Origin of the sequence: Aeromicrobium marinum DSM 15272, assembly GCF_000160775.2 — a bacterium.
GTDB classification, from domain to species: domain Bacteria; phylum Actinomycetota; class Actinomycetes; order Propionibacteriales; family Nocardioidaceae; genus Aeromicrobium; species Aeromicrobium marinum.
The window spans coordinates 378,099-395,607 of sequence record NZ_CM001024.1 but is presented as its reverse complement, the minus strand read 5'-3'; the positions used below and the strand labels follow the sequence as shown (position 1 = coordinate 395,607).

Sequence of the window (17,509 nt, the reverse complement as noted above, 5' to 3'; positions counted from 1 at the left end):
CCGCACATGTCGATGAACCAGGGATTCCCGGCGGCTGAGGGCCCCAGCTTCGGTGCGCTCGCGTCCGACGTCCGCCGTGACATCTCCGGCCTCCTGTCGCTGAACAGCGGCGACTCCGCGGACGTGCGGCTCGGGGTGTTCCGCGACTCCGATGTCGCGATCGTGTCCGGCACCTCGGCCACCTCACCGCCGACGTACAGCGTCCGGGCTCTGGTCGCGGTCGTCGAGGGGCCTGTGCTCGTCGCGACGACTGGCACGACCATCGTGGAGTCGACAGCGCCTCCCGGGTCGAACCCCCGCATCGACGTGATCTGGATCCGGCAGCGTCGGATCTCCGGCGACGGCGGATCGGAGACTGACCCGATCGCCGAGCTGGGCGTCACCCAGGGTTCGCCGAACCCGGTCCCTGCTGTGCCGGCGATCCCCGCGGGAGCCTTGGCGCTCGCGCAGTCCCTGGTGCAGCCTGCGGACGCTGCGACGAACGCCGCCGACATCACCCAGACGCACCGGTGGACGGTCGCGAGGGGCGCGCCGATCCCTGTCCGCACTCTCGCGGAGCGCGCCACGATCACCCCCGTGGTCGGGACCCGGGTGCTCCGCTTGGACACGGGCGGGATCCAGCGGTACGACCCCGCGAGCGTGTGGGTCGACGACGGTGCAGGCCCCGTTGTATCGGCGTTCCGGTCGTTGGCGCTGGACCCGGCACCAACGGCGGTCGGGACCTACGAGGTCCCATTCACCGGTGTTGACGAGGACCCGGCCGGCATGTGGAGCGCTGGCAACCCCGGACGCCTGACGGCGAAGGTCGCCGGCGTCTATCGCCTGAGCGCCACCGGCGGCTGGAACAGTCCCACGACTGTGACCGGGGCGCAGATCTCCGTCAACGGCACCCCCGTGCGGCTTGGCATCACCACCGGCACTGCTCAGCAGACAGCTCAGGTGGAGGTCCATCGCCGTCTCAACGTGGGCGACTTCGCGACGATGCAGATGTACAACGAGCGCAGCGGCGGCAACACGATCCTGACAGTCGCCGATCGTCGACCCCTCATGACGGCGCAGTGGATCGCACCGTGACCTCCCCCAGGTATCGCTGCTACCACGGCGACCTGGTCACCGGCGGGCCCCTGACCGAGGTCGACCTCGTCGCGATGACCTGGACCGCACCCTGCACAGGCGCTGGCACGATCCGCGGCAGCTTCCCTCTGTCGTCGGGTGAGTGGCCGACCAATCACGCCGACTCGACGGTCGGGAAGCGGTGCCTGGTCGTGACCTACGACGACGGCAACGGCAACGAGGTCGCGATCGAGGGCGGGCCCATCTGGCGCACCTCCTACGACTACTCGACGGCAACCCTGACGATCGCGGCCTTCGGCCTGTGGACGTACTTCGACCACCGCAAGCTCCTCGCCCGGGTCCTGTCCTCGCTGGTCGAGGAGAGCCGGACGCTGACGTTCGCGGGGAGCCTCGCCCAGATCGCCGTCGACATCGTGACAGAGGTCGTCGCCGCGTTCCCCCAGTCGGTCCCGGTGATTCTCCCCGACCGCGACAGCCTCGGCACCGGACCGCACGAGCGGAACTACCCCGCGCACGAGCTCGGCAACGCCGGCGAGCGACTGAAGCAGCTGACCGAGGTCATCGACGGCCCGGAGATCCAGTTCGCCCCGACGCTGGTGGACGTGTCGGGCAAGAAGTTCGTCCGCTGGATCATGCGGACGGGCACTGAAGCGACCCAGTCGATGGTCACCCAGAACGGGCCGGACCATGTGCTCGACGTGAGGCCGGTCCGCGCCGGCGTGCACAACATCGAGGTCGAGACCGACGGGACGATGCTCGCGGATCGCACGTTCGCGGCCGGACGGGGCGCCGGGGAGGGACGGCCGGTGGAGCTGGCGGTGTCCGACTTCCTGGTCTCGCGCGGGTGGCCGGCACTGGATGCTGAGGCAAGGTCGACCGACACCGTGTCTGAACGGTCGACCCTGCAGTCGCACGCGGCCGGCCGCCAGCAGGTCGGGTCCAGGCCGCTGCGGACCACCACCGTGCACTGGGAGCGTGACGGGGCCCCCGACATCGCCTCGGTGCGACCCGGCGACTGGTGCGCGCTGACCGTGCAGGACGACTGGCACATCCCCGACGGGGAGACCCGCCAGCGGATCGTGCAGATGTCCGGCGGGAACGGCGCCAACGCCGCGTTCGTGTCCTATGCGATGCAGGAAGGTGCCCTCTGATGGCTGGCGGATTCGTCGTCCCGAAGACCGGCGAGGCCGGAGTCGCAGAGACGATCGTCGAGGTGCAACGGCAGCAGGCGAACACCCGCAGCGCCAACGACTTCGAGTCCGCGGTGATCGGTGCCGGCGGCATCACCGTGAAGGACGGCGGCGGTGTCGTCCTGCTGGACTCCGAGGGCCGCCCGGTCACGCAGATCCGCGAGGGGTCGATCGTCGCTGACGACCCTGACACCGGTGCGGCGCTGATGTACTTCGGCGGCTCGCTGTTCATGTGGGACGACCGCGCCGGCAACCCCGAAGGGTTCGGCCAGATCTACACCGACCCGGGAGCCGGGTCCCGCCTGGTCCGGATCTTCCCCCCGCACGATCCGGCAGCGTCCGGGCTGGAGAACTCGCTCACCCTGCAGGGCACCGGTGACGCGGCGGCCGGGAACGCGTGGATGTACTCCGACGGGCAGATCACCCTGCGCGTGCAGAACGCCGGCGGGACCCGGGTCGGAACGCTGAGTCTGGCGGCCGCGCGTGTCGACATCGACGCGAACCACCTCGGCCTCTACTCGCTGCCCACGACGTCGTCGGGCGCGAACCTTCATCTCGGCACGGTCGGCGGGCAGTTCACCGTCGCCCTGGTCACGTCGTCGGAGCGGTACAAGCAGGACATCGCTGACGCCGAGATCGACCCTGACGCGGTCCTGCGGTGGGTGCCGCGGACGTGGCGCGACAAGCACGACGTCGCTGCGGTCGGTGACGACGCTGCCGAGCATGTCGGGTTCATCGCAGAGGAGATCCACGCCGAGACCCCGGAGTTCGTGAACCTCGACGACGAGGGCCGCCCCGACTCCCTGAAGTACGACCGCATGGTCGCCGGGCTCCACGCCGTGGTCAAGGCGCAGGCCGAGCTGCTCGATGAGCTCAAGGCGCGAGTCGCATCTCTGGAGGCGCAGCAGTGACCCGCGCAGCACGAGTCCTCCGCGACGTGTGCCTGATCGCGGTCGGCATCCTCGCGTTCGTCGAGACACCGGCGTCGATCGAGTACGCCGGCATCCACGGGCCGCTGTCGGCGTTCTGGGCCGTGATGATCGGCGGCGGAGCCGCGGCTTCGCTGTACGGGGTGACGACCAGCAGGCTCGGCCCAGAGGTGTGGGGCTGCTCCTTCGTCGGAGCCGGGTTCGCCGTCTGGGCTGTGTCCGCGCTGATCCAACCGGCCGCCGACATCACCAGCGTGATCGTCGCGCTGGTGTTCCTCTCCGGTACCGCAGGTCAGGTCTACAGGGTGGGGATGATCACCGAGGGCCGGGTGCTCCGTGACTGAGACAGGACTCGCATTGATCGTCGCCGCCATCACCGCTGCCTCCGGACTCGCCGCGTGGCGTCGCCCCCGCAAGCCGAAGGGTGAGCGGGAGAACGACTTCATCGACCAGTTGCAGGAGGAGCGGTCGAAGGACCGGGAGCGGTTGGATCGGCTCGAGCGCCGCGCTGACGCCGCCGCGCAGCGTGAGCGGATCCGCGACGACTACATCATGACGCTCCGCCAGCACATCGCCGACGGGAAGCCGCCCCCGCCACCTCCGTTCCCGCCCGGCCTGTACGGCGACGGCTCCCTGTAGTCCCTGCTTCATTCCGTCCGGATCAAGCCCCCAACTTCATCGGAGCCCATCATGCTGACTGACCTCGCCGCCGCCTGCAGGAAGTCCGGCCTCCGGGTCGTGGAGTCCCCCGGGTGGAAGACCCGCGGCCGCCCCGCCAGCACGGGCCAGTTCACACCGATGGGCGTCCTGAACCACCACACCGCCACCGGTCGCGGCACCAGCGACCAGGCGACCACGAGCCTGCTCATCAACGGCCACAAGGACCTGCCCGGCCCGCTGTCGCAGCTCGGCTTCAGCCGGGACCGCACGGTCCACGTGATCGCGGCCGGGCGGTGCAACCACGCCGGCCCCTCGCGCGCCTTCGCCGGTGTCCCTGGCGGCGACGGGAACCGGTGGTGGCTGGGGATCGAGGTCTTCAACTCCGGCTACGAGGGCTGGCCGGACGACGTCATGGACGGGCTGCACGCGCTGAACGCCGCGCTGCTGGACCACTACGGGTGGCCCCGTTCCCGTGTCGCCGCGCACGGGGAGATCAGCACCTCCGGGAAGTGGGACCCCGGCGTGAACGGCCGCCTGATCGACATGAACGCCTTCCGCGCCGCCGTGGCCGGAGTGACCCAAGGAGACGACGACATGCAGAACACCGAAGAGCAGTACGAGATCTTCAGGCACTTCCTGGCCCGGGCGCTGCGGTACGACGTCCGACCGCTCGGCGCCGGCGCGGACTGGAAGCTCGGCCCGACCCTGTGGGAGCGTCTCGCGCAGCTCGAGGGGAACCTGGGCGACCAGATCACCGGTATCGAGGGCGCCGACGTCGAGGAGATCGCCCAGCAGGTCGTGGAGTCGCTCGACGACGACCTGGCGGAGAAGGTCCTGGCGCTCCTGTCGGACCGGATCGGGGGGAAGGCATGAGCACGATCTTCTCGCGGACCTTCGCCCGTGACGCCCTCGAGCGGGCCCTCGCCACCTTCGCCGAGGTCCTCCCCGCCTCGTGGGTCGTCGGCCAGACCGGCGTGCTGGACGTCGACTGGACCGGGTCCCTGTCGATCGCCGGACTCGCGGCCCTCGCGTCCATCTGCAAGTCGGTCGTGGCCACGCGCGTCGGCGACGACACCGCACGCCTCGGCAGCGCCTGATGTTCACCACCACCCCGAACCTCGTCCTCCTGACGCTGTTCTGCGGAGGGGTCGTCGGCGCCGCTCTGGCGGGTGCGGTGCTCGCGGCCGGCTGCGAGCTCATCGACCGCGAGAAGGAGACCCGCCGTGGCTGACTGCCGAGTGACGATGGACGCGCTCTGGGGCGCAGACACCCCCATCACGGGGACCGCACGGATCGCCCGCCTCACCGAAGGCATCTCCGACGAGGGCCTGGTGCTCCCGATCGCCCAACCCGTCCCCCTGCGCGACGGGGCAACGACGTGGGACGGCGAGCAGGGCGTCGGCTACGTCATCAAGGTCCCCGGCTATGACGACCGGTACGTCACCCTCCCGGCCGCGGCCACGGTGAACCTGTCCGAGCTCGAGCCCACGGTCCCCATCCCCGCCGGACCCGTCCCGCTCGGTGACACCGTCGTCGCCACCGCACTGGCCACACAGGGCAGCGAGTCCAGCAGCGTCCTGGCCGGTGCTGTCGAACCGACCACCCGCGACACCCGCACCGTTGCCTACGCCCGCGAGAGCCGGCGTCTGACCGTCGCCGCCTCACCGGCGACCATCAACGTCGACGTCGCCCCCAGCGGCACCTACAACCGGGTCTACAACCGCGGCACCGGCGCAACCGCTCCCGCGACCTGGCCGGTCGACAACGGCTGGTCCTCCGTCCGCGTCGCGTCCACGAACTACGAGGTCGGCAATGGCCCCGGCATCGAACCGACCCTGGTCCGGCGCCGGTTCATGGCCGACCGTGACCGGTTCGTGCTCGAGGTCGTCCCCACAGCGATCGGCAGCGCCCTGCAGGTCTACATCGACGGCGTCCCCCAGACCGCCACCCCGACGCTCTTCGCGTCGACGGCCAACCAGTTCGTCGAGATCATCCAGGCCGGCGCCGGCGGCGCGACCGTCCCCCGCGAGATCGAGGTCGTCGGCGACTTCTACCTACGCAACCTCTACACCGTGAAGCCCGGGAAGCTGTGGAAGCCCGGACCACCGGTCGGCACCAAGATGCTCGTCCTCGGCGACTCCTACGCCCAACCGTCGGTGATGAACACGCCCACCGGGTCACTGCCCCGCAAGCTGCTCGGCGCGTACCAGGGATTGGCCCCGCTGCTCGGCCTCCCGGAGATCCTCGTCGACGGCCGCGGCGGAACCGGCTACCTGCGCACCAACACCTCGCCCGCCTACGCGAACTACCGCGACCGGCTGCCCGACCTGCTGGACGACTACGACCCTGACGTCCTGGTGATCCACGGAGGCGGCGGCAACGACCTGTTCGGCGGGTTCACCACCGCGCAGATCATCACCCAGGCCGTCGCCACGTTCACCGAGGCCAGGCAGGCGAAGCCGAACGCGAAGCTCGTGTTCGTCGAAGGGTTCGCACCTCCCGGGTTCACCGCGGCGACCTACAACCCCGCCTACGTCGCCATCCGTCAGGGCGTGCAGGCCGCCTGCGAGGCCGTCGGCGTCTACTACGTCGACGTGGCCACGACGTCGCCGTGGATCAACGGCGCCGGCAACACCGGTGCGGTCAACGCCGACGCCGAGAACGCCAACATCTACGTCGGCGACGACACCCTGCACCTCACCGCCGCCGGCCACGCCTACATCCGCGAGCGCCTCGCCATCGCCCTGCAGCGGATCCTCCGCGACAACGGCCCCCTGCTGAACACCCTCATCTGACCCGCCACACCACCAAGGAGCACCACCATGGGAACCTTCACCCCCGCCGCCCGCGAGACCGCCAGCCTCGAGGTCACCGGCCTCGGACTGCACATCAGCCTGCACACCGCCGACCCCGGCACGACCGGCGCCAGCGAGGCCACCGGCGGCAGCCCGGCCTACGCCCGGCAGCCGACCACCTGGACCGGTGGAGCCTCGGACGGCTCCGTCGCAGGCTCCGAGGTCACCTTCGACGCTGCGGCCGGCACGTACTCCCACTTCGGCATCTGGTCGGCGTCGACCGCCGGCACGTTCATCGGCGGCGGGGCGCTGTCCTCGCCCGCCACCCTCGGCGCCCAGGGCCAGGTGAAGGTCACCCCCACGGTGACGGTCAACAACTGACCCGTCCCCTCCCGCTACGACCCGTGAGGGGCACCCATGACCGTTGAGACGTTCACCAGCTCGACGACATGGACGTGCCCCGCGGGAGTGTTCTCGGTGTCGGTCGAGGGCATCGGTGGTGGTGGCGGAGGTCTGACGTCGACCTTCGGCACCAACCGCGGCGGTGGCGGTGGTGGCGCAGCGGCCACTAAGGTCGTCGCCACGACACCGGGCGTCGACTACACGATCACGGTCGGCGCTGCGGTCGGTCAGGGGACAGACGGCAACCCGACGATCTTCGGTGCGTCGCTGTTCGTGGCCGCGGCGGGCAAGGCCGGGCAGTCCGCAGCTGGCGGCGCTGGCGGTCTCGCGGGGGACTGTGTCGCCGACTCCGCGGTGTCCGGCTCGGACGGCACCCGCGCACCTGGCACGTTCGGTCGTGGCGGCGCAGCGGCGTCGATCGGGTCGCTGACCGGTGGCGGCACACAGGAGACGTCGGGCACCGCCGGAAACGTCCCTGGTGGCGGAGGATCATCGGGCGGCACGGCCGGGCAGACGGGTGGCAATGGCGCTCGTGGTGTCATTCGCCTGGAGTACACGGCCCTAGTCATTGAGACCCGCAGTGGTACCGCCACGCTGAGCGTCGCCGCCACCGGCACCGGAGTTGCCACCGGTGGCACCTTTACGCGCACCGGCTCGGCATCGCTGGCCTTGGTCGCATCTGGCACCGGTACGGCCTTCGGCGGCGTGTGGGAACGCAACGGCTCCGCCACGCTCACCCTGTCCGCGACGTCGACGTCCGTCGAGGTCGAACGCGCCACTGGTACGGCCTCACTGAGTTTGAACGCCAGCTGCCAGTCCGTCGAGGTCGAGAAGTCCGCGGCGACCGCGACGCTCTCACTGGCCGCGTCCGCGGCGTCCACAGCTGTCGAGGTCCGCACCGGCACCGCATCGATGGTCGTCGTTGCCTCCGGAACCGGTATCGCCGACGGGGGCGTGCTGGAGCGCACGGGCACCGCGACGGCATCCGTGGTCGGAGCAGCAACGGCTGATGTTGAGGGCGGCGCAGTCACCCGCACTGGGCTCGCGACGCTGGCGCTCAGCGGCGCAGCTGACGCGACACCGGACGGCGGGGAAGTCACACGCGCCGGCACCGCGACCCTCAGCCTCGACGGCACCGCAATGGCTCAGGTCGTTGGCGGAGAGGTCTCCCGGGCCGGCACAGCCACGCTCACGCTCACGGCCACTGCTGTCGCCACAGTCACCTTCGCCCGCACCGGCACTGCCGCCAGCGCGATCGTCGGCTCGGCCGTCGCCAACCCCTTCGGCGGCATCCACCCGCGCACCGGGACCGCCACCGTCACCCTTGCGGCAGGTAGCGCCGACTACGCCATCGAGATCCGTACCGCCACGGGTGCGCTCACCCTGGCAGCCACGGCCGCCTCTTCGGTCGTCGAGCGTCGGACCGCCGTCGCCACCATGACGCTCACCGGCGTGGGCCTGATCGTCCGCGACCAGCGGAACATCCGCGTCGTCTCCGCCGAGGCCCGCGAAAGGACTGTCGGTTTCGCCGGCGGCCGCCGCACGACCACCATGACCCCGCGCACGCGGACCGTCACCTTCGAAGGAGACCGACAGTGAGACTCCACCGCGCTGGCGCCGAGTTCTACGCCTACAAGATCACCACCACACCCCCGGTCGCCCCCACCGACTGGGAGCTGTCGATCGACGGCGGCACCACCTGGGCAGACGCGCAGGCTGACGGCGACTACTCCGTCTGGCTGATCGCCGGCCCCGACTACCCCGGCCCCGGCGACAACGGCGGAGCCGAGCCGGCGTTCACCGCCACGGACAACACTGACGTGCTCGTCCGCCTGATCGACTCCCCCGAGACCGTCATCTGGGACGCACCTCAGATCACCATCTGGTCCTGACCCACCCGAACCACCCGATCGCCCCTCATCGCCCTCGCGGCGGTGGGGGGCGTTCTTGTCGTCCCCGGGTGGCACCATCCGGTCATGCCCGACCGTGACCGGATCCTCGCAGCGAAGATCGGCGGCACCGCCCGCCGCCTCGCCACCACCGGAGTGCCCCAGGCTGATGCCGTCACGCAGCTGCGTGCGCTAGCCGGCGACCGGACCGACCTGCTCGCCTCCGAGCTCGGGGCCATCCTCGGCGGATACCTCGCGAGGCCGATCTACGCCGAAGCCCTCGCAACCGCGCACCTCCTCGCCGTAGCCATCGGCGTCCCCGAGACCGGACCGATGACCGAGGCGTTCGACCGCGCGCGAGACGCCGCAACCCGAGGCGGGTACAGCCACAGACCGGGCACGTGACCAGCCGAACTGGACGACGCCCCAGCTGTGGAACCTGCGGCTCCGGCCAGGGCGTCTACACCATCGGGGGATGGGTTCCGCCAGCCTAGGACGATCGAGAAGCGCTGGCTAGACCTCGACGAGAACCGACCGGTGTCTTTGCCCCCGGTCGTCGTCGAGCACCGCGAACTGCTGCCCGATCGAGCCGCCGTAGGTGTCGGCGTCGACCAGCGCCGTGCCGAGGCCGCGTGCCGCCGTGGCCGCCGCGACCGACAGGGCCACCGTGCTGCGACCGGGCGAGCCGCCCGGGCCCCAGACGGCCACGAGGGTCCCGTGCTGCCGGGCGGGGACGGCGGCCGGCGGCGTCAGCAGGTCGACCGCGTCGATCCGGCCGGGCTCGACCACCACGGTGACGCCGCGCCGGGCGGCGGCCCCGTCGTGGTCCCCCACCGCGGCCACCCGCACGCCCACCGACTCCAGCTGATGGACCGCGTCCGCATCGAGACCGGGCAGCGCCGCGTCGACCAGCGCCACCCCCACGGCGCCGCTGCGGGCGACGGCGATCAGCTCGGCCACGTCGACACAGCGGCGGACCAGTCGCAGCCCGGGGGCCCGGCCGATCTCGGCGAGCACGTCCGGCTCCCACGCCGCCCCGCCGGCGGCCACCGCGAGGTCCGTCACGGCACGCCGACGACGGTGACGTGACCGGAGGCGAGTCGCGCCACCTGGCCGCCGTCGACGCCCGCGTCACCGGCGTCGACCACGACGGTGCGACTGAGCTCGGTCCCCACCGAGGACGACGGCTCACCGGCCTGCAGCACCCGGACGCCGTCGAGCACCAGCACCGCCGGTTCCACGGAGTCGTCACCGGGGCCGGGGCCGACCCAGACGTCGACCAGCTGTCCCCGCGCCAGGCCCGGGGGAAACGCTCCGACCGTGACGTTCAGGGGGACCTCCCGCGTCGTCCGGTCCCCGCCGACCTGCACCGCGGCACGGTCGAGCAGGTCACCGGCCCGTCCGTCCCGCGTCCACCGCAAGGAGCCCAGCGCGGCCGGCAGGTCGTCGTCGACGGCGAGATAGCCCTCGGCGGTGGAGTCCGACCAGCGGACCGAGGTCGCCACGAGGTCGGCCCGCTGCACGGGGTCGCCCGCCGTCACCGCGTCGGCCAGCATCCAGTACTGCACGGTGTCGTCGGACGTGGCGACCCAGCGCGCACCCACGGTCGTCGTGGTGAGCAGCACCAGCACCCCGGCCAGCAGGCGCGGATCTCGCCAGCGCCTCAGTTGCAACCGCCGTGCCGGACGCGCGCCGGCCGTCCTGGTGCCCTCGTCCGTGGTGCTCATCCGCCCGCTACCCCAGGCCCCCGCCAGGTGATCATGCGCCATGTCTACCGAGTCCGGGCCGTCCCGTCCAGACCCGGTGACGTTCTCCACAGCAGCGGGCGCACTCCGACGGACTGACACTGGACCGTGCGAAACTGGGACACATGCCTGCTGCCAGTCCTCGGTTCCTGACCTTGGCCGATGTCGCCGAGGTCCTGAACGTGACGGTGCGACAGGTGTACTCCCTCGTGCGGTCCGGTGACCTCCGCGGGATCCAGATCGGCGGTCGCGGGCAGTGGCGGATCGAGCAGGTCGAGCTCGAGGACTACATCCAGCGGCAGTACGACCGCACCGGGCCGTCGGCGGACGACCGGGAGCCGTCCCGCGACGACGACGTCTTCACCGACTCCTGATCGCCGCCACGGCCGCGAACGGCACCACGACGGGTCGCCCGCCGCCGGCGTCCAGGCGGACGAAGTCCCGGCCGACGACGTCGACCCGGCCGTCGAGCACCGCACCGTCGGTCCGGTGGACCCGCACCTCGGCGTCGTCGACCGCCAGCGCCCGCATGACGTGACCCCATCCGAGCCGCCCGGTCACCGGTCCGATCTCGGCCGGCCGCCGCGACCCGTCCGTGACCAGGCCGCGGACGGCCCCCAGGTCGACCACGAGGGTGTGGGTCCCGACATCGAGGCGCACCAGGGTCGGCGTCGCCAGCCGGACGACGCCCTCGACCCGGCCGAGGCCGGCGACGTCGAGCACGACGGCACCGTCGAGCAGATCGTTCCAGCCGGTTCCTGACCATTCACCGTCGAGGAGCTCGGACACCAGGACGTCCCGCTCGTCGAGGTCCTCCCCCTCCGCCCGCGCCTCCAGGTCGGCGAACAACCGGTCCCATCGCATGGGACGAGGCTACGCCTGGGGATGACCCCTTGACCGGCGGGCCAGGATGCACTTCACTGCTCGTCAACGACATCAGATGTCATCAAACGTCGTCAAATGCATCGATCGGGGGATCATGGCGCTCACCACTGCCGGTCGCGTGGTCGTGGGGTGTGCCCTCGCCGGCATCACCGTCTCGGGGCCGGCTGCCCCGGCTGCGATCGACGCCCTCAGCGGTCGCGACCTGCCCGGCCTGGTCGGTGGCCTCGTCACTCTCCTGCACCTCGGCCTGTCCGCATGGGTGCTGGCCGTGCTCGTCGTCGTCGCCACCGGACACGGGATCGTCCACGGCCGAGCCGGCACGAGACGCCGGCGCATGGTCCCGCGACTGGCCTTCCATCTCGTGGTGGTCGGAGCGGTCGGCGCCGGTGCGGTGCTGCCCGCCGCAGCCGAACAGTCCGGCCGCGGGCAGCTCGACGGCCTCATGCTTCCCGACCGGCCGTCCGTGGTGGCACCCGCCACGCTGCCCGCCGAGAGCCTCCCGACCGCTCCGACCGTGACGGTCGCGCCCGGCGACACGCTCTGGGCCATCGCTGCCGCCCGGCTGGCACCCGGGGCGCCTCCCGACCGGATCGCCGCGGCCGTCGTGGTCTGGCACGCCGCCAACCACGCCGTGATCGGCGACGACCCCGACCTCATCCACCCCGGCCACCGGCTGACCGTCCCCCAGGAGCTCCTGCCATGAGATCAGCCACCGCACTGGCCGTCGTGCCCCACCGGCGCTTCGACCACGCAGGCGACGACCACCAGATCCCGTTGCCGTTCCCGGCCGTGCGACCGGTCCTGCCGGTCCCGATCGAGCGCGGCGAGGACGCGGCCGCCAAGCCGCTGCGCGAGCGGTCGGCCCGGTTCCTGCAGGCGCTGGTCGAGGTGCTGACCGGCGACCGCCCGGCGCGCCAGCTCGCCGCCTGGATGTCGCCCGACGTCTACCAGGCCCTGCAGGCCCGCCTGACCGTGCACGCCCGGAGCCCCCGCCGGCCCGGCACCGCCTCGGGCGCCCGCATCGTCTCGGTCCACGTCTCGATGGTCGACGACCAGATCGCCGAGATCGCCGGCCGCATGGTCCACCGGGGCCGGTCCCGCGCGATCGCGGTCCGGCTCGAGCTGGTCACCGACCACCGCGGGGGTCGGCAGTGGCGCTGCACCGCACTCTGCTGGGCGTAGGGGCTGGGGTCAGCGGTTGCGCTTGCGCGACTGACGCTGGGCCTTGGCCTTCTGCCGGGACTTCGACTTGGCATTGAGCTGTCGCTGCCGGTCCTTGGCCTCGGTGTCCTCCGCGGACGCCGCATCGGTGCGGACCTCGGCCTCGCCGGACTCGCTCGGGGCGGAGTAGGCGAGCTTGCGCTGCTTCTCCTCCTCGATGCCCTTCGCGGAGATCTGTGTCGGCGCCTCGGCGTCGGCGCCCTCGGCCGGCTGCTGCACCTGGACCTCGACGTTGAACAGGAACCCGACGGACTCCTCCTGGATGCCCTCCATCATGGTGGAGAACAGGTCGAAGCCCTCCCGCTGGTACTCGACCAGTGGATCGCGCTGGCTGTAGGCCCGCAGACCGATGCCCTCGCGCAGGTAGTCCATCTCGTACAGGTGCTCGCGCCACTTGCGGTCCAGCACGCTGAGCACGACCTTGCGCTCGAGCTCCCGGGTGACCGTCGACCCGAGGTCGGCCTCGCGGCGACCGTAGGCGGCCCAGGCGTCGTCGGTGAGCGAGGTCGTCAGGGACTCCCGCGTCAACCCGCTCCGTCCGCCGGCCGCGGCCTCCAGCTCCTCGGCCGTGACACCGACGGGGTAGAGGGTGCCCAACGCGGTCCACAGCTGATCGAGGTCCCACTGCTCCGGGACCCCGTCGGTGGCGCCGGCGACGTACGCCGTCACGACCTGGGCGATCATCGTGCGCACCCACTCCTGGAGGTCCTCACCCTCCAGCACGCGGCGACGCTCGGTGTAGATGACCTCGCGCTGCCGGCTCATGACGTCGTCGTACTTGAGGATGTTCTTGCGCGACTCGAAGTTCTGCGTCTCGACCTGGCCCTGCGCCGACGCGATGGCCCCGGTGACGCGCTTGTTCTCGATCGGGACGTCGTCCGGGATGTTGAGGCGCTGCAGCACGAAGTTGACCCAGTCCGCCTTGAACAGGCGCATCAGGTCGTCCTCGAGCGAGAGGTAGAAGCGCGTCTCGCCGGGATCACCCTGACGACCCGAACGGCCGCGCAGCTGGTTGTCGATGCGGCGTGACTCGTGCCGCTCCGTGCCGATGACGGCCAGACCGCCGAGGGCGGTGACCTCGTCGTGCTCGGCCTTGACCTGGGCGGTCGCAGCAGCAACGGCCTCCGACCATGCTGCCTCGTAGGCGTCGGCGTCCTCGACCGGGTCGAGCCCCTTCTTGCGCAGGGCGGCGTCGGCGAGGAACTCCACGTTGCCACCGAGCATGATGTCGGTGCCTCGGCCGGCCATGTTGGTGGCCACCGTGACGGCTCCCTTGTGACCGGCCATCGCGACGATCGCCGCCTCGCGCTCGTGCTGCTTGGCGTTGAGCACCTCGTGCGCGACCCCCCGCTGGCGCAGCAGCGTGCTGAGCCGCTCGCTCTTGGCGACGCTGGTGGTGCCCACCAGGATCGGCTGCCCCGCGGCGTGCCGGTCGAGGATGTCCTGGGCCACGGCCTCGAACTTGGCGTCCTCGGTGCGGTAGACCAGGTCCGGCTGGTCGACGCGCGCCACCGGCTTGTTGGTGCGCACCGGGACCACGCCCAGCCCGTAGATCTTGTCGAACTCGCTGGCCTCGGTCATCGCCGTGCCGGTCATGCCCGAGAGCTTCTCGTACAGACGGAAGTAGTTCTGCAGGGTGATGGTGGCCAGCGTCTGGTACTCCTCGCGGATGCGGACGCCCTCCTTGGCCTCGATCGCCTGGTGCAGGCCCTCGTTGTAGCGCCGACCCTCCAGGATGCGGCCGGTGTGCTCGTCGACGATGATCACGTTGCCGTCGATGACGACGTAGTCCTTGTCCTTGCGGAACAGCTCCTTGGCCTTGATGGCGTTGTTGAGGAAGCCGATCAGCGGCGTGTTGACCGAGTCGTACAGGTTGTCGATGCCCAAGGCGTCCTCGACCTTGTCGATGCCCTCCTCGGTGACGCTGATGGTGCGCTTCTTCTCGTCGACCTCGTAGTCGACGTCGATCGTCATCCGGCCGATGATGCGGGAGAACTCCCCGTACCACTTGACCTCCTCCTGGGTGGGCCCGGAGATGATCAGCGGGGTGCGGGCCTCGTCGATGAGGATCGAGTCGACCTCGTCGACGACCGCGAAGAAGTGGCCCCGCTGCACGCACGACGCGAGCTCGGACGCCATGTTGTCGCGCAGGTAGTCGAAGCCCAGCTCGTTGTTGGTCGCGTAGGTGATGTCGCAGGCGTAGGCCGCGCGGCGCGCCTCGGGCGTCATGCTCGGCATGATGGTGCCGATCGAGAGGCCCAGGAAGCGGTGCACGCGTCCCATCCACTCGCCCTGGTACTTGGCCAGGTAGTCGTTGACCGTGACCACATGGACGCCGCGTCCGGCCAGCGCGTTGAGGTAGACCGGCAGCGTCGAGACCAGGGTCTTGCCCTCACCGGTCTTCATCTCCGCGATGTTGCCCAGGTGCAGCGCGGCGCCGCCGATGATCTGCACGTCGAAGTGCCGCTGGCCGAGCACCCGGTCGGCCGCCTCGCGGACCGTCGCGAACGCCTCGGGCATGAGGTCGTCGAGCGACTCCCCGGCCTCCAGCCGCTCCCGGAACTCCGCGGTCATGCCCTGCAGCTCCTCGTCGGTCATGGCGCGGAACTCGTCCTCGAGGGCGTTGACCTGGGCCGCGATGGCCTCGAGCTGGCGGAGGATCTTGCCCTCACCGGCCCGCAGGACCTTGTCGATGATCTTGGGCACGACGATGCACTTCCTGACGGTGGGCGTGACGATCCGGCCCGTGGCCGGGATCTGGCGATCAGTCTAGGTGACCGCTCCAGCGTCGCGGCACCTCGGCGGCCAGCGCGGTGGCGAGGTCGCCGTGGTCCGCCACCGCGACGTCCTCGAGGCCGAGCCACCCGGCCATCAGCCACAGCTCGGCGGCCAGCTCGGCCGCGGTGTGCGGCGGAGCCGACGGCTCCCCGAACGCACCGTGCACCCGCAGGACACCGGCGGCGCGGTCGGCCGCGAGGTCGACCCGGGCCACCAACCGGTCCCCGAGGAGGAACGGCAGCACGTAGTAGCCGTGGACCCGGCGCTCGCGCGGCACGTAGATCTCGAGCCGGTACCGGAAGTCGAACAGCCGCTCGGTGCGGGTCCGCTCGAACACCAGCGGGTCGAAGGGGCTGAGCAGGGCCCGGGCGCGGACGGCCCGTGGCAGCACCGCATCACGGTGCAGCCAGGCCGGTCGGTCCCACCCCTGCACGGTCGCCGGGACCAGGACGCCCTCGTCGGCGAGGTCCTCGACGGCGGCCGCGGTCGGTCCGGGGCGGAGCCGGAAGTAGTCGGCCAGGCACTGGCGCGTGGCAACGCCGTGGGCCGACGCCGCGTGCTCGACGAGCACGCGGTAGCACTGGTCCGGGGACAGCGCGGGGGCCGCGAGCACCTCAGCCGGCAGCACGCGCTCGGTGAGGTCGTAGAGCCGCTCGAACTGCGGCGTCCGGCCGGCCGACGTGACCTGGCCGGTGTAGAAGAGGTACTCCAGGGCGTGCTTGGCGTCCGACCAGTTCCAGCCCCAGTGGTCACGATCGGTCGGCGCCTCGTGCTCGACCTGCCGCGCGGTGACGGGGCCCGCGGCCCGCACGTCGGCCAGCACGCGGCGGACGAGGTCGGGCTGCTCGGCGCCGACGCGGGCGATCCCGCCCCACATCCGGTCGGGCTGCTCGCGCCGGAACGCGAACGCCGGCCACAGCCGCACGTCCAGCAGCGCCGCCTCGTGCGCCCAGTACTCCACCAGTCGCCGGGGGGCCCGCCCGTAGGCCCGGTGCAGCAGGTCCGGGTCGTAGGGTCCGGCCCGTGAGTACAGGGGCAGGTGGTGGGCCCGGGCCAGCACGTTGACGGAGTCGATCTGGAACAGCCCCAGCCTGCCCACGACGGCCGCCAGATGACGCGCTGTCACGGGACCAGGCGGCCGGGGGCGGGTGAATCCCTGCGCGGCCAGCGCCACCCGCCGGGCCTGGGTCCGCGTCAGCCGCCGCACCGGGGTGGGCACCGGAGGAACCGGGTCAGACGTCGTCGACGAGACGACTGCGCACGGCGTACATGGCGGCCTCCATGCGGGACTTCATCTGCAGCTTCTCGAGGATGTTGCGGATGTGGTTCTTGACCGTGTTCTCGCTGATGAACAGCTCACCGGCGATCTCGCGGTTGCTGAACCCCTTCGCCACGTGCCGCAGCACCTGCAGCTCGCGGGCGGTGAGACTGGCGGCCGGCGCCGGGGTGCGGGAGATCTGCACGAACTCGTCGAGCAGCTTGGTGGCCATGGTGGGGCTGATGAGGGACTGACCCGACGCGACCAGACGGACCGCCTCGCCCACCTGGTCGTAGGTGGAGCCGTCCTTCAGCAGGTAGCCGGAGGCACCGCCCTTGATCGACTCGTAGAGGTCGGACTCCTCGTCGCTGGCGGTCAGCATGATGATGCCGGTCGTCGGCGAGACCGCCTTGATCGCGGCGCACACCTCGACCCCGCTGCGCTCGGGCATCCGCACGTCCAGCAGCACCACGTCGGGCGGGTTCTCGGCGACCTGCTCGAGGGCCTCGTCGCCGCTGCCGACCTCGACGAGGTCGAGATCGGGGTCGGCGCTCAGCACCATGCTGACCCCGCGGCGGAACAGCTCTTGGTCGTCGACGAGCAGCACCCGGATCCGCGCTGCGCCTGACGTCACCACGCGATCATGTCACAGTCGCGGACTGCCGGCTGGCCTCGTGTCCCCC

General features: G+C 71.2%; 22 protein-coding genes. 16 read left to right on the top strand and 6 right to left on the bottom strand.

Going from position 1 to position 17,509, the window contains the following annotated elements:
• The first annotated feature begins 6 nt into the window (after positions 1 to 6).
• The 13 genes from HMPREF0063_RS02130 (at position 7) to HMPREF0063_RS02075 (ending at position 9,344) form a co-directional block, all read left to right on the top strand.
• Positions 7 to 1,074: a hypothetical protein gene (locus HMPREF0063_RS02130; RefSeq protein ID WP_007076997.1), complete on the top strand. Its 1,068-nt coding sequence runs from the start codon at positions 7 to 9 to the stop codon at positions 1,072 to 1,074.
• Complete coding sequence (locus HMPREF0063_RS02125; protein WP_040320035.1) at positions 1,071 to 2,225, top strand: hypothetical protein; 1,155 nt, start codon at positions 1,071 to 1,073, stop codon at positions 2,223 to 2,225. Before HMPREF0063_RS02130 ends, HMPREF0063_RS02125 begins: the two co-directional genes overlap by 4 nt.
• On the top strand, positions 2,225 to 3,175 hold the full coding sequence (locus HMPREF0063_RS02120) for a tail fiber domain-containing protein (protein WP_007076995.1): 951 nt from the start codon (positions 2,225 to 2,227) through the stop codon (positions 3,173 to 3,175). Before HMPREF0063_RS02125 ends, HMPREF0063_RS02120 begins: the two co-directional genes overlap by 1 nt.
• On the top strand, positions 3,172 to 3,537 hold the full coding sequence (locus HMPREF0063_RS02115; RefSeq protein WP_040320034.1) for a hypothetical protein: 366 nt from the start codon (positions 3,172 to 3,174) through the stop codon (positions 3,535 to 3,537). The genes HMPREF0063_RS02120 and HMPREF0063_RS02115 overlap by 4 nt, the downstream gene beginning before the upstream one ends.
• Positions 3,530 to 3,832, top strand: coding sequence for a hypothetical protein (locus HMPREF0063_RS02110; RefSeq protein WP_156794014.1), 303 nt, complete (start codon positions 3,530 to 3,532; stop codon positions 3,830 to 3,832). Before HMPREF0063_RS02115 ends, HMPREF0063_RS02110 begins: the two co-directional genes overlap by 8 nt.
• Positions 3,833 to 3,883: 51 nt before the next feature.
• On the top strand, positions 3,884 to 4,726 hold the full coding sequence (locus HMPREF0063_RS15570) for a peptidoglycan recognition protein family protein (protein ID WP_007076992.1): 843 nt from the start codon (positions 3,884 to 3,886) through the stop codon (positions 4,724 to 4,726).
• The gene (locus HMPREF0063_RS02100; RefSeq protein WP_007076991.1) at positions 4,723 to 4,950 is read left to right on the top strand and encodes a holin; all 228 of its coding nucleotides are present in this window, start codon (positions 4,723 to 4,725) and stop codon (positions 4,948 to 4,950) included. The genes HMPREF0063_RS15570 and HMPREF0063_RS02100 overlap by 4 nt, the downstream gene beginning before the upstream one ends.
• On the top strand, positions 4,950 to 5,084 hold the full coding sequence (locus HMPREF0063_RS17185; RefSeq protein ID WP_007076990.1) for a hypothetical protein: 135 nt from the start codon (positions 4,950 to 4,952) through the stop codon (positions 5,082 to 5,084). Before HMPREF0063_RS02100 ends, HMPREF0063_RS17185 begins: the two co-directional genes overlap by 1 nt.
• Positions 5,077 to 6,648, top strand: coding sequence for an SGNH/GDSL hydrolase family protein (locus HMPREF0063_RS02095; protein WP_156794013.1), 1,572 nt, complete (start codon positions 5,077 to 5,079; stop codon positions 6,646 to 6,648). Before HMPREF0063_RS17185 ends, HMPREF0063_RS02095 begins: the two co-directional genes overlap by 8 nt.
• A 27-nt stretch (positions 6,649 to 6,675) precedes the next feature.
• Positions 6,676 to 7,029, top strand: coding sequence for a phage tail fiber protein (locus HMPREF0063_RS02090; RefSeq protein WP_007076988.1), 354 nt, complete (start codon positions 6,676 to 6,678; stop codon positions 7,027 to 7,029).
• A gap of 36 nt (positions 7,030 to 7,065) precedes the next feature.
• Positions 7,066 to 8,649 (top strand): glycine-rich domain-containing protein, encoded by a 1,584-nt coding sequence (locus tag HMPREF0063_RS15565; RefSeq protein ID WP_007076987.1) that lies wholly within the window; start codon positions 7,066 to 7,068, stop codon positions 8,647 to 8,649.
• The gene (locus HMPREF0063_RS02080; RefSeq protein ID WP_007076986.1) at positions 8,646 to 8,942 is read left to right on the top strand and encodes a hypothetical protein; all 297 of its coding nucleotides are present in this window, start codon (positions 8,646 to 8,648) and stop codon (positions 8,940 to 8,942) included. Before HMPREF0063_RS15565 ends, HMPREF0063_RS02080 begins: the two co-directional genes overlap by 4 nt.
• 84 nt (positions 8,943 to 9,026) lie before the next feature.
• On the top strand, positions 9,027 to 9,344 hold the full coding sequence (locus tag HMPREF0063_RS02075; protein ID WP_007076985.1) for a hypothetical protein: 318 nt from the start codon (positions 9,027 to 9,029) through the stop codon (positions 9,342 to 9,344).
• Positions 9,345 to 9,452: 108 nt separating this feature from the next.
• Here HMPREF0063_RS02075 and HMPREF0063_RS02070 read toward each other — a convergent pair whose 3' ends face one another.
• Together HMPREF0063_RS02070 and HMPREF0063_RS15560 are read right to left on the bottom strand one after the other, a co-directional pair.
• A complete protein-coding gene (locus HMPREF0063_RS02070; protein ID WP_050760886.1) occupies positions 9,453 to 10,004 on the bottom strand; it encodes a CpaE/TadZ family protein in 552 nt (183 codons plus the stop codon).
• A complete protein-coding gene (locus tag HMPREF0063_RS15560; protein WP_050760885.1) occupies positions 10,001 to 10,666 on the bottom strand; it encodes a hypothetical protein in 666 nt (221 codons plus the stop codon). Before HMPREF0063_RS15560 ends, HMPREF0063_RS02070 begins: the two co-directional genes overlap by 4 nt.
• A 143-nt stretch (positions 10,667 to 10,809) precedes the next feature.
• Here HMPREF0063_RS15560 and HMPREF0063_RS02060 point away from each other — a divergent pair, with 143 nt between their 5' ends.
• Positions 10,810 to 11,058, top strand: a complete 249-nt coding sequence (locus tag HMPREF0063_RS02060) for a helix-turn-helix domain-containing protein (RefSeq protein WP_007076984.1) — start codon at positions 10,810 to 10,812, stop codon at positions 11,056 to 11,058.
• Here HMPREF0063_RS02060 and HMPREF0063_RS15555 read toward each other — a convergent pair.
• Positions 11,045 to 11,548: a hypothetical protein gene (locus tag HMPREF0063_RS15555; RefSeq protein WP_050760884.1), complete on the bottom strand. Its 504-nt coding sequence runs from the start codon at positions 11,546 to 11,548 to the stop codon at positions 11,045 to 11,047. The two genes, HMPREF0063_RS02060 and HMPREF0063_RS15555, sit on opposite strands and share 14 nt — an antisense overlap.
• 115 nt (positions 11,549 to 11,663) lie before the next feature.
• Here HMPREF0063_RS15555 and HMPREF0063_RS16485 point away from each other — a divergent pair, with 115 nt between their 5' ends.
• Together HMPREF0063_RS16485 and HMPREF0063_RS16480 are read left to right on the top strand one after the other, a co-directional pair.
• Positions 11,664 to 12,272 (top strand): LysM peptidoglycan-binding domain-containing protein, encoded by a 609-nt coding sequence (locus tag HMPREF0063_RS16485; RefSeq protein ID WP_007076983.1) that lies wholly within the window; start codon positions 11,664 to 11,666, stop codon positions 12,270 to 12,272.
• Complete coding sequence (locus tag HMPREF0063_RS16480) at positions 12,269 to 12,751, top strand: Rv3235 family protein (RefSeq protein WP_007076982.1); 483 nt, start codon at positions 12,269 to 12,271, stop codon at positions 12,749 to 12,751. The genes HMPREF0063_RS16485 and HMPREF0063_RS16480 overlap by 4 nt, the downstream gene beginning before the upstream one ends.
• Before the next feature lie 9 nt (positions 12,752 to 12,760).
• On the opposite strand, the gene secA is transcribed toward HMPREF0063_RS16480, so the two are convergent.
• The 3 genes from secA to HMPREF0063_RS02030 all read right to left on the bottom strand — a co-directional run bounded on the left by secA (position 12,761) and on the right by HMPREF0063_RS02030 (position 17,460).
• Positions 12,761 to 15,496, bottom strand: a complete 2,736-nt coding sequence (gene secA, locus HMPREF0063_RS02040; RefSeq protein WP_007076981.1) for a preprotein translocase subunit SecA — start codon at positions 15,494 to 15,496, stop codon at positions 12,761 to 12,763.
• A 58-nt stretch (positions 15,497 to 15,554) separates the two neighbouring features.
• Positions 15,555 to 16,694, bottom strand: a complete 1,140-nt coding sequence (locus HMPREF0063_RS02035; protein WP_342610393.1) for a winged helix-turn-helix domain-containing protein — start codon at positions 16,692 to 16,694, stop codon at positions 15,555 to 15,557.
• Positions 16,695 to 16,800: 106 nt separating this feature from the next.
• Complete coding sequence (locus HMPREF0063_RS02030; RefSeq protein WP_245527728.1) at positions 16,801 to 17,460, bottom strand: response regulator; 660 nt, start codon at positions 17,458 to 17,460, stop codon at positions 16,801 to 16,803.
• Between the last annotated feature and the right edge of the window lie 49 nt (positions 17,461 to 17,509).

Excerpts from the sequence above, each read along its gene's own strand:
- HMPREF0063_RS02130 (WP_007076997.1), top strand. The coding sequence starts at position 7 with ATGTCGATGAACCAGGGATTCCCGGCGGCTGAGGGCCCCAGCTTCGGT.
- HMPREF0063_RS02120 (WP_007076995.1), top strand. The coding sequence starts at position 2,225 with ATGGCTGGCGGATTCGTCGTCCCGAAGACCGGCGAGGCCGGAGTCGCA.
- HMPREF0063_RS15560 (WP_050760885.1), bottom strand. The coding sequence starts at position 10,666 with ATGAGCACCACGGACGAGGGCACCAGGACGGCCGGCGCGCGTCCGGCA.
- HMPREF0063_RS16485 (WP_007076983.1), top strand. The coding sequence starts at position 11,664 with ATGGCGCTCACCACTGCCGGTCGCGTGGTCGTGGGGTGTGCCCTCGCC.
- HMPREF0063_RS02100 (WP_007076991.1), top strand. The coding sequence starts at position 4,723 with ATGAGCACGATCTTCTCGCGGACCTTCGCCCGTGACGCCCTCGAGCGG.
- HMPREF0063_RS02075 (WP_007076985.1), top strand. The coding sequence starts at position 9,027 with ATGCCCGACCGTGACCGGATCCTCGCAGCGAAGATCGGCGGCACCGCC.
- HMPREF0063_RS15555 (WP_050760884.1), bottom strand. The coding sequence starts at position 11,548 with ATGCGATGGGACCGGTTGTTCGCCGACCTGGAGGCGCGGGCGGAGGGG.
- HMPREF0063_RS16480 (WP_007076982.1), top strand. The coding sequence starts at position 12,269 with ATGAGATCAGCCACCGCACTGGCCGTCGTGCCCCACCGGCGCTTCGAC.
- HMPREF0063_RS15565 (WP_007076987.1), top strand. The coding sequence starts at position 7,066 with ATGACCGTTGAGACGTTCACCAGCTCGACGACATGGACGTGCCCCGCG.
- HMPREF0063_RS02060 (WP_007076984.1), top strand. The coding sequence starts at position 10,810 with ATGCCTGCTGCCAGTCCTCGGTTCCTGACCTTGGCCGATGTCGCCGAG.
- HMPREF0063_RS17185 (WP_007076990.1), top strand. The coding sequence starts at position 4,950 with ATGTTCACCACCACCCCGAACCTCGTCCTCCTGACGCTGTTCTGCGGA.
- HMPREF0063_RS15570 (WP_007076992.1), top strand. The coding sequence starts at position 3,884 with ATGCTGACTGACCTCGCCGCCGCCTGCAGGAAGTCCGGCCTCCGGGTC.
- HMPREF0063_RS02090 (WP_007076988.1), top strand. The coding sequence starts at position 6,676 with ATGGGAACCTTCACCCCCGCCGCCCGCGAGACCGCCAGCCTCGAGGTC.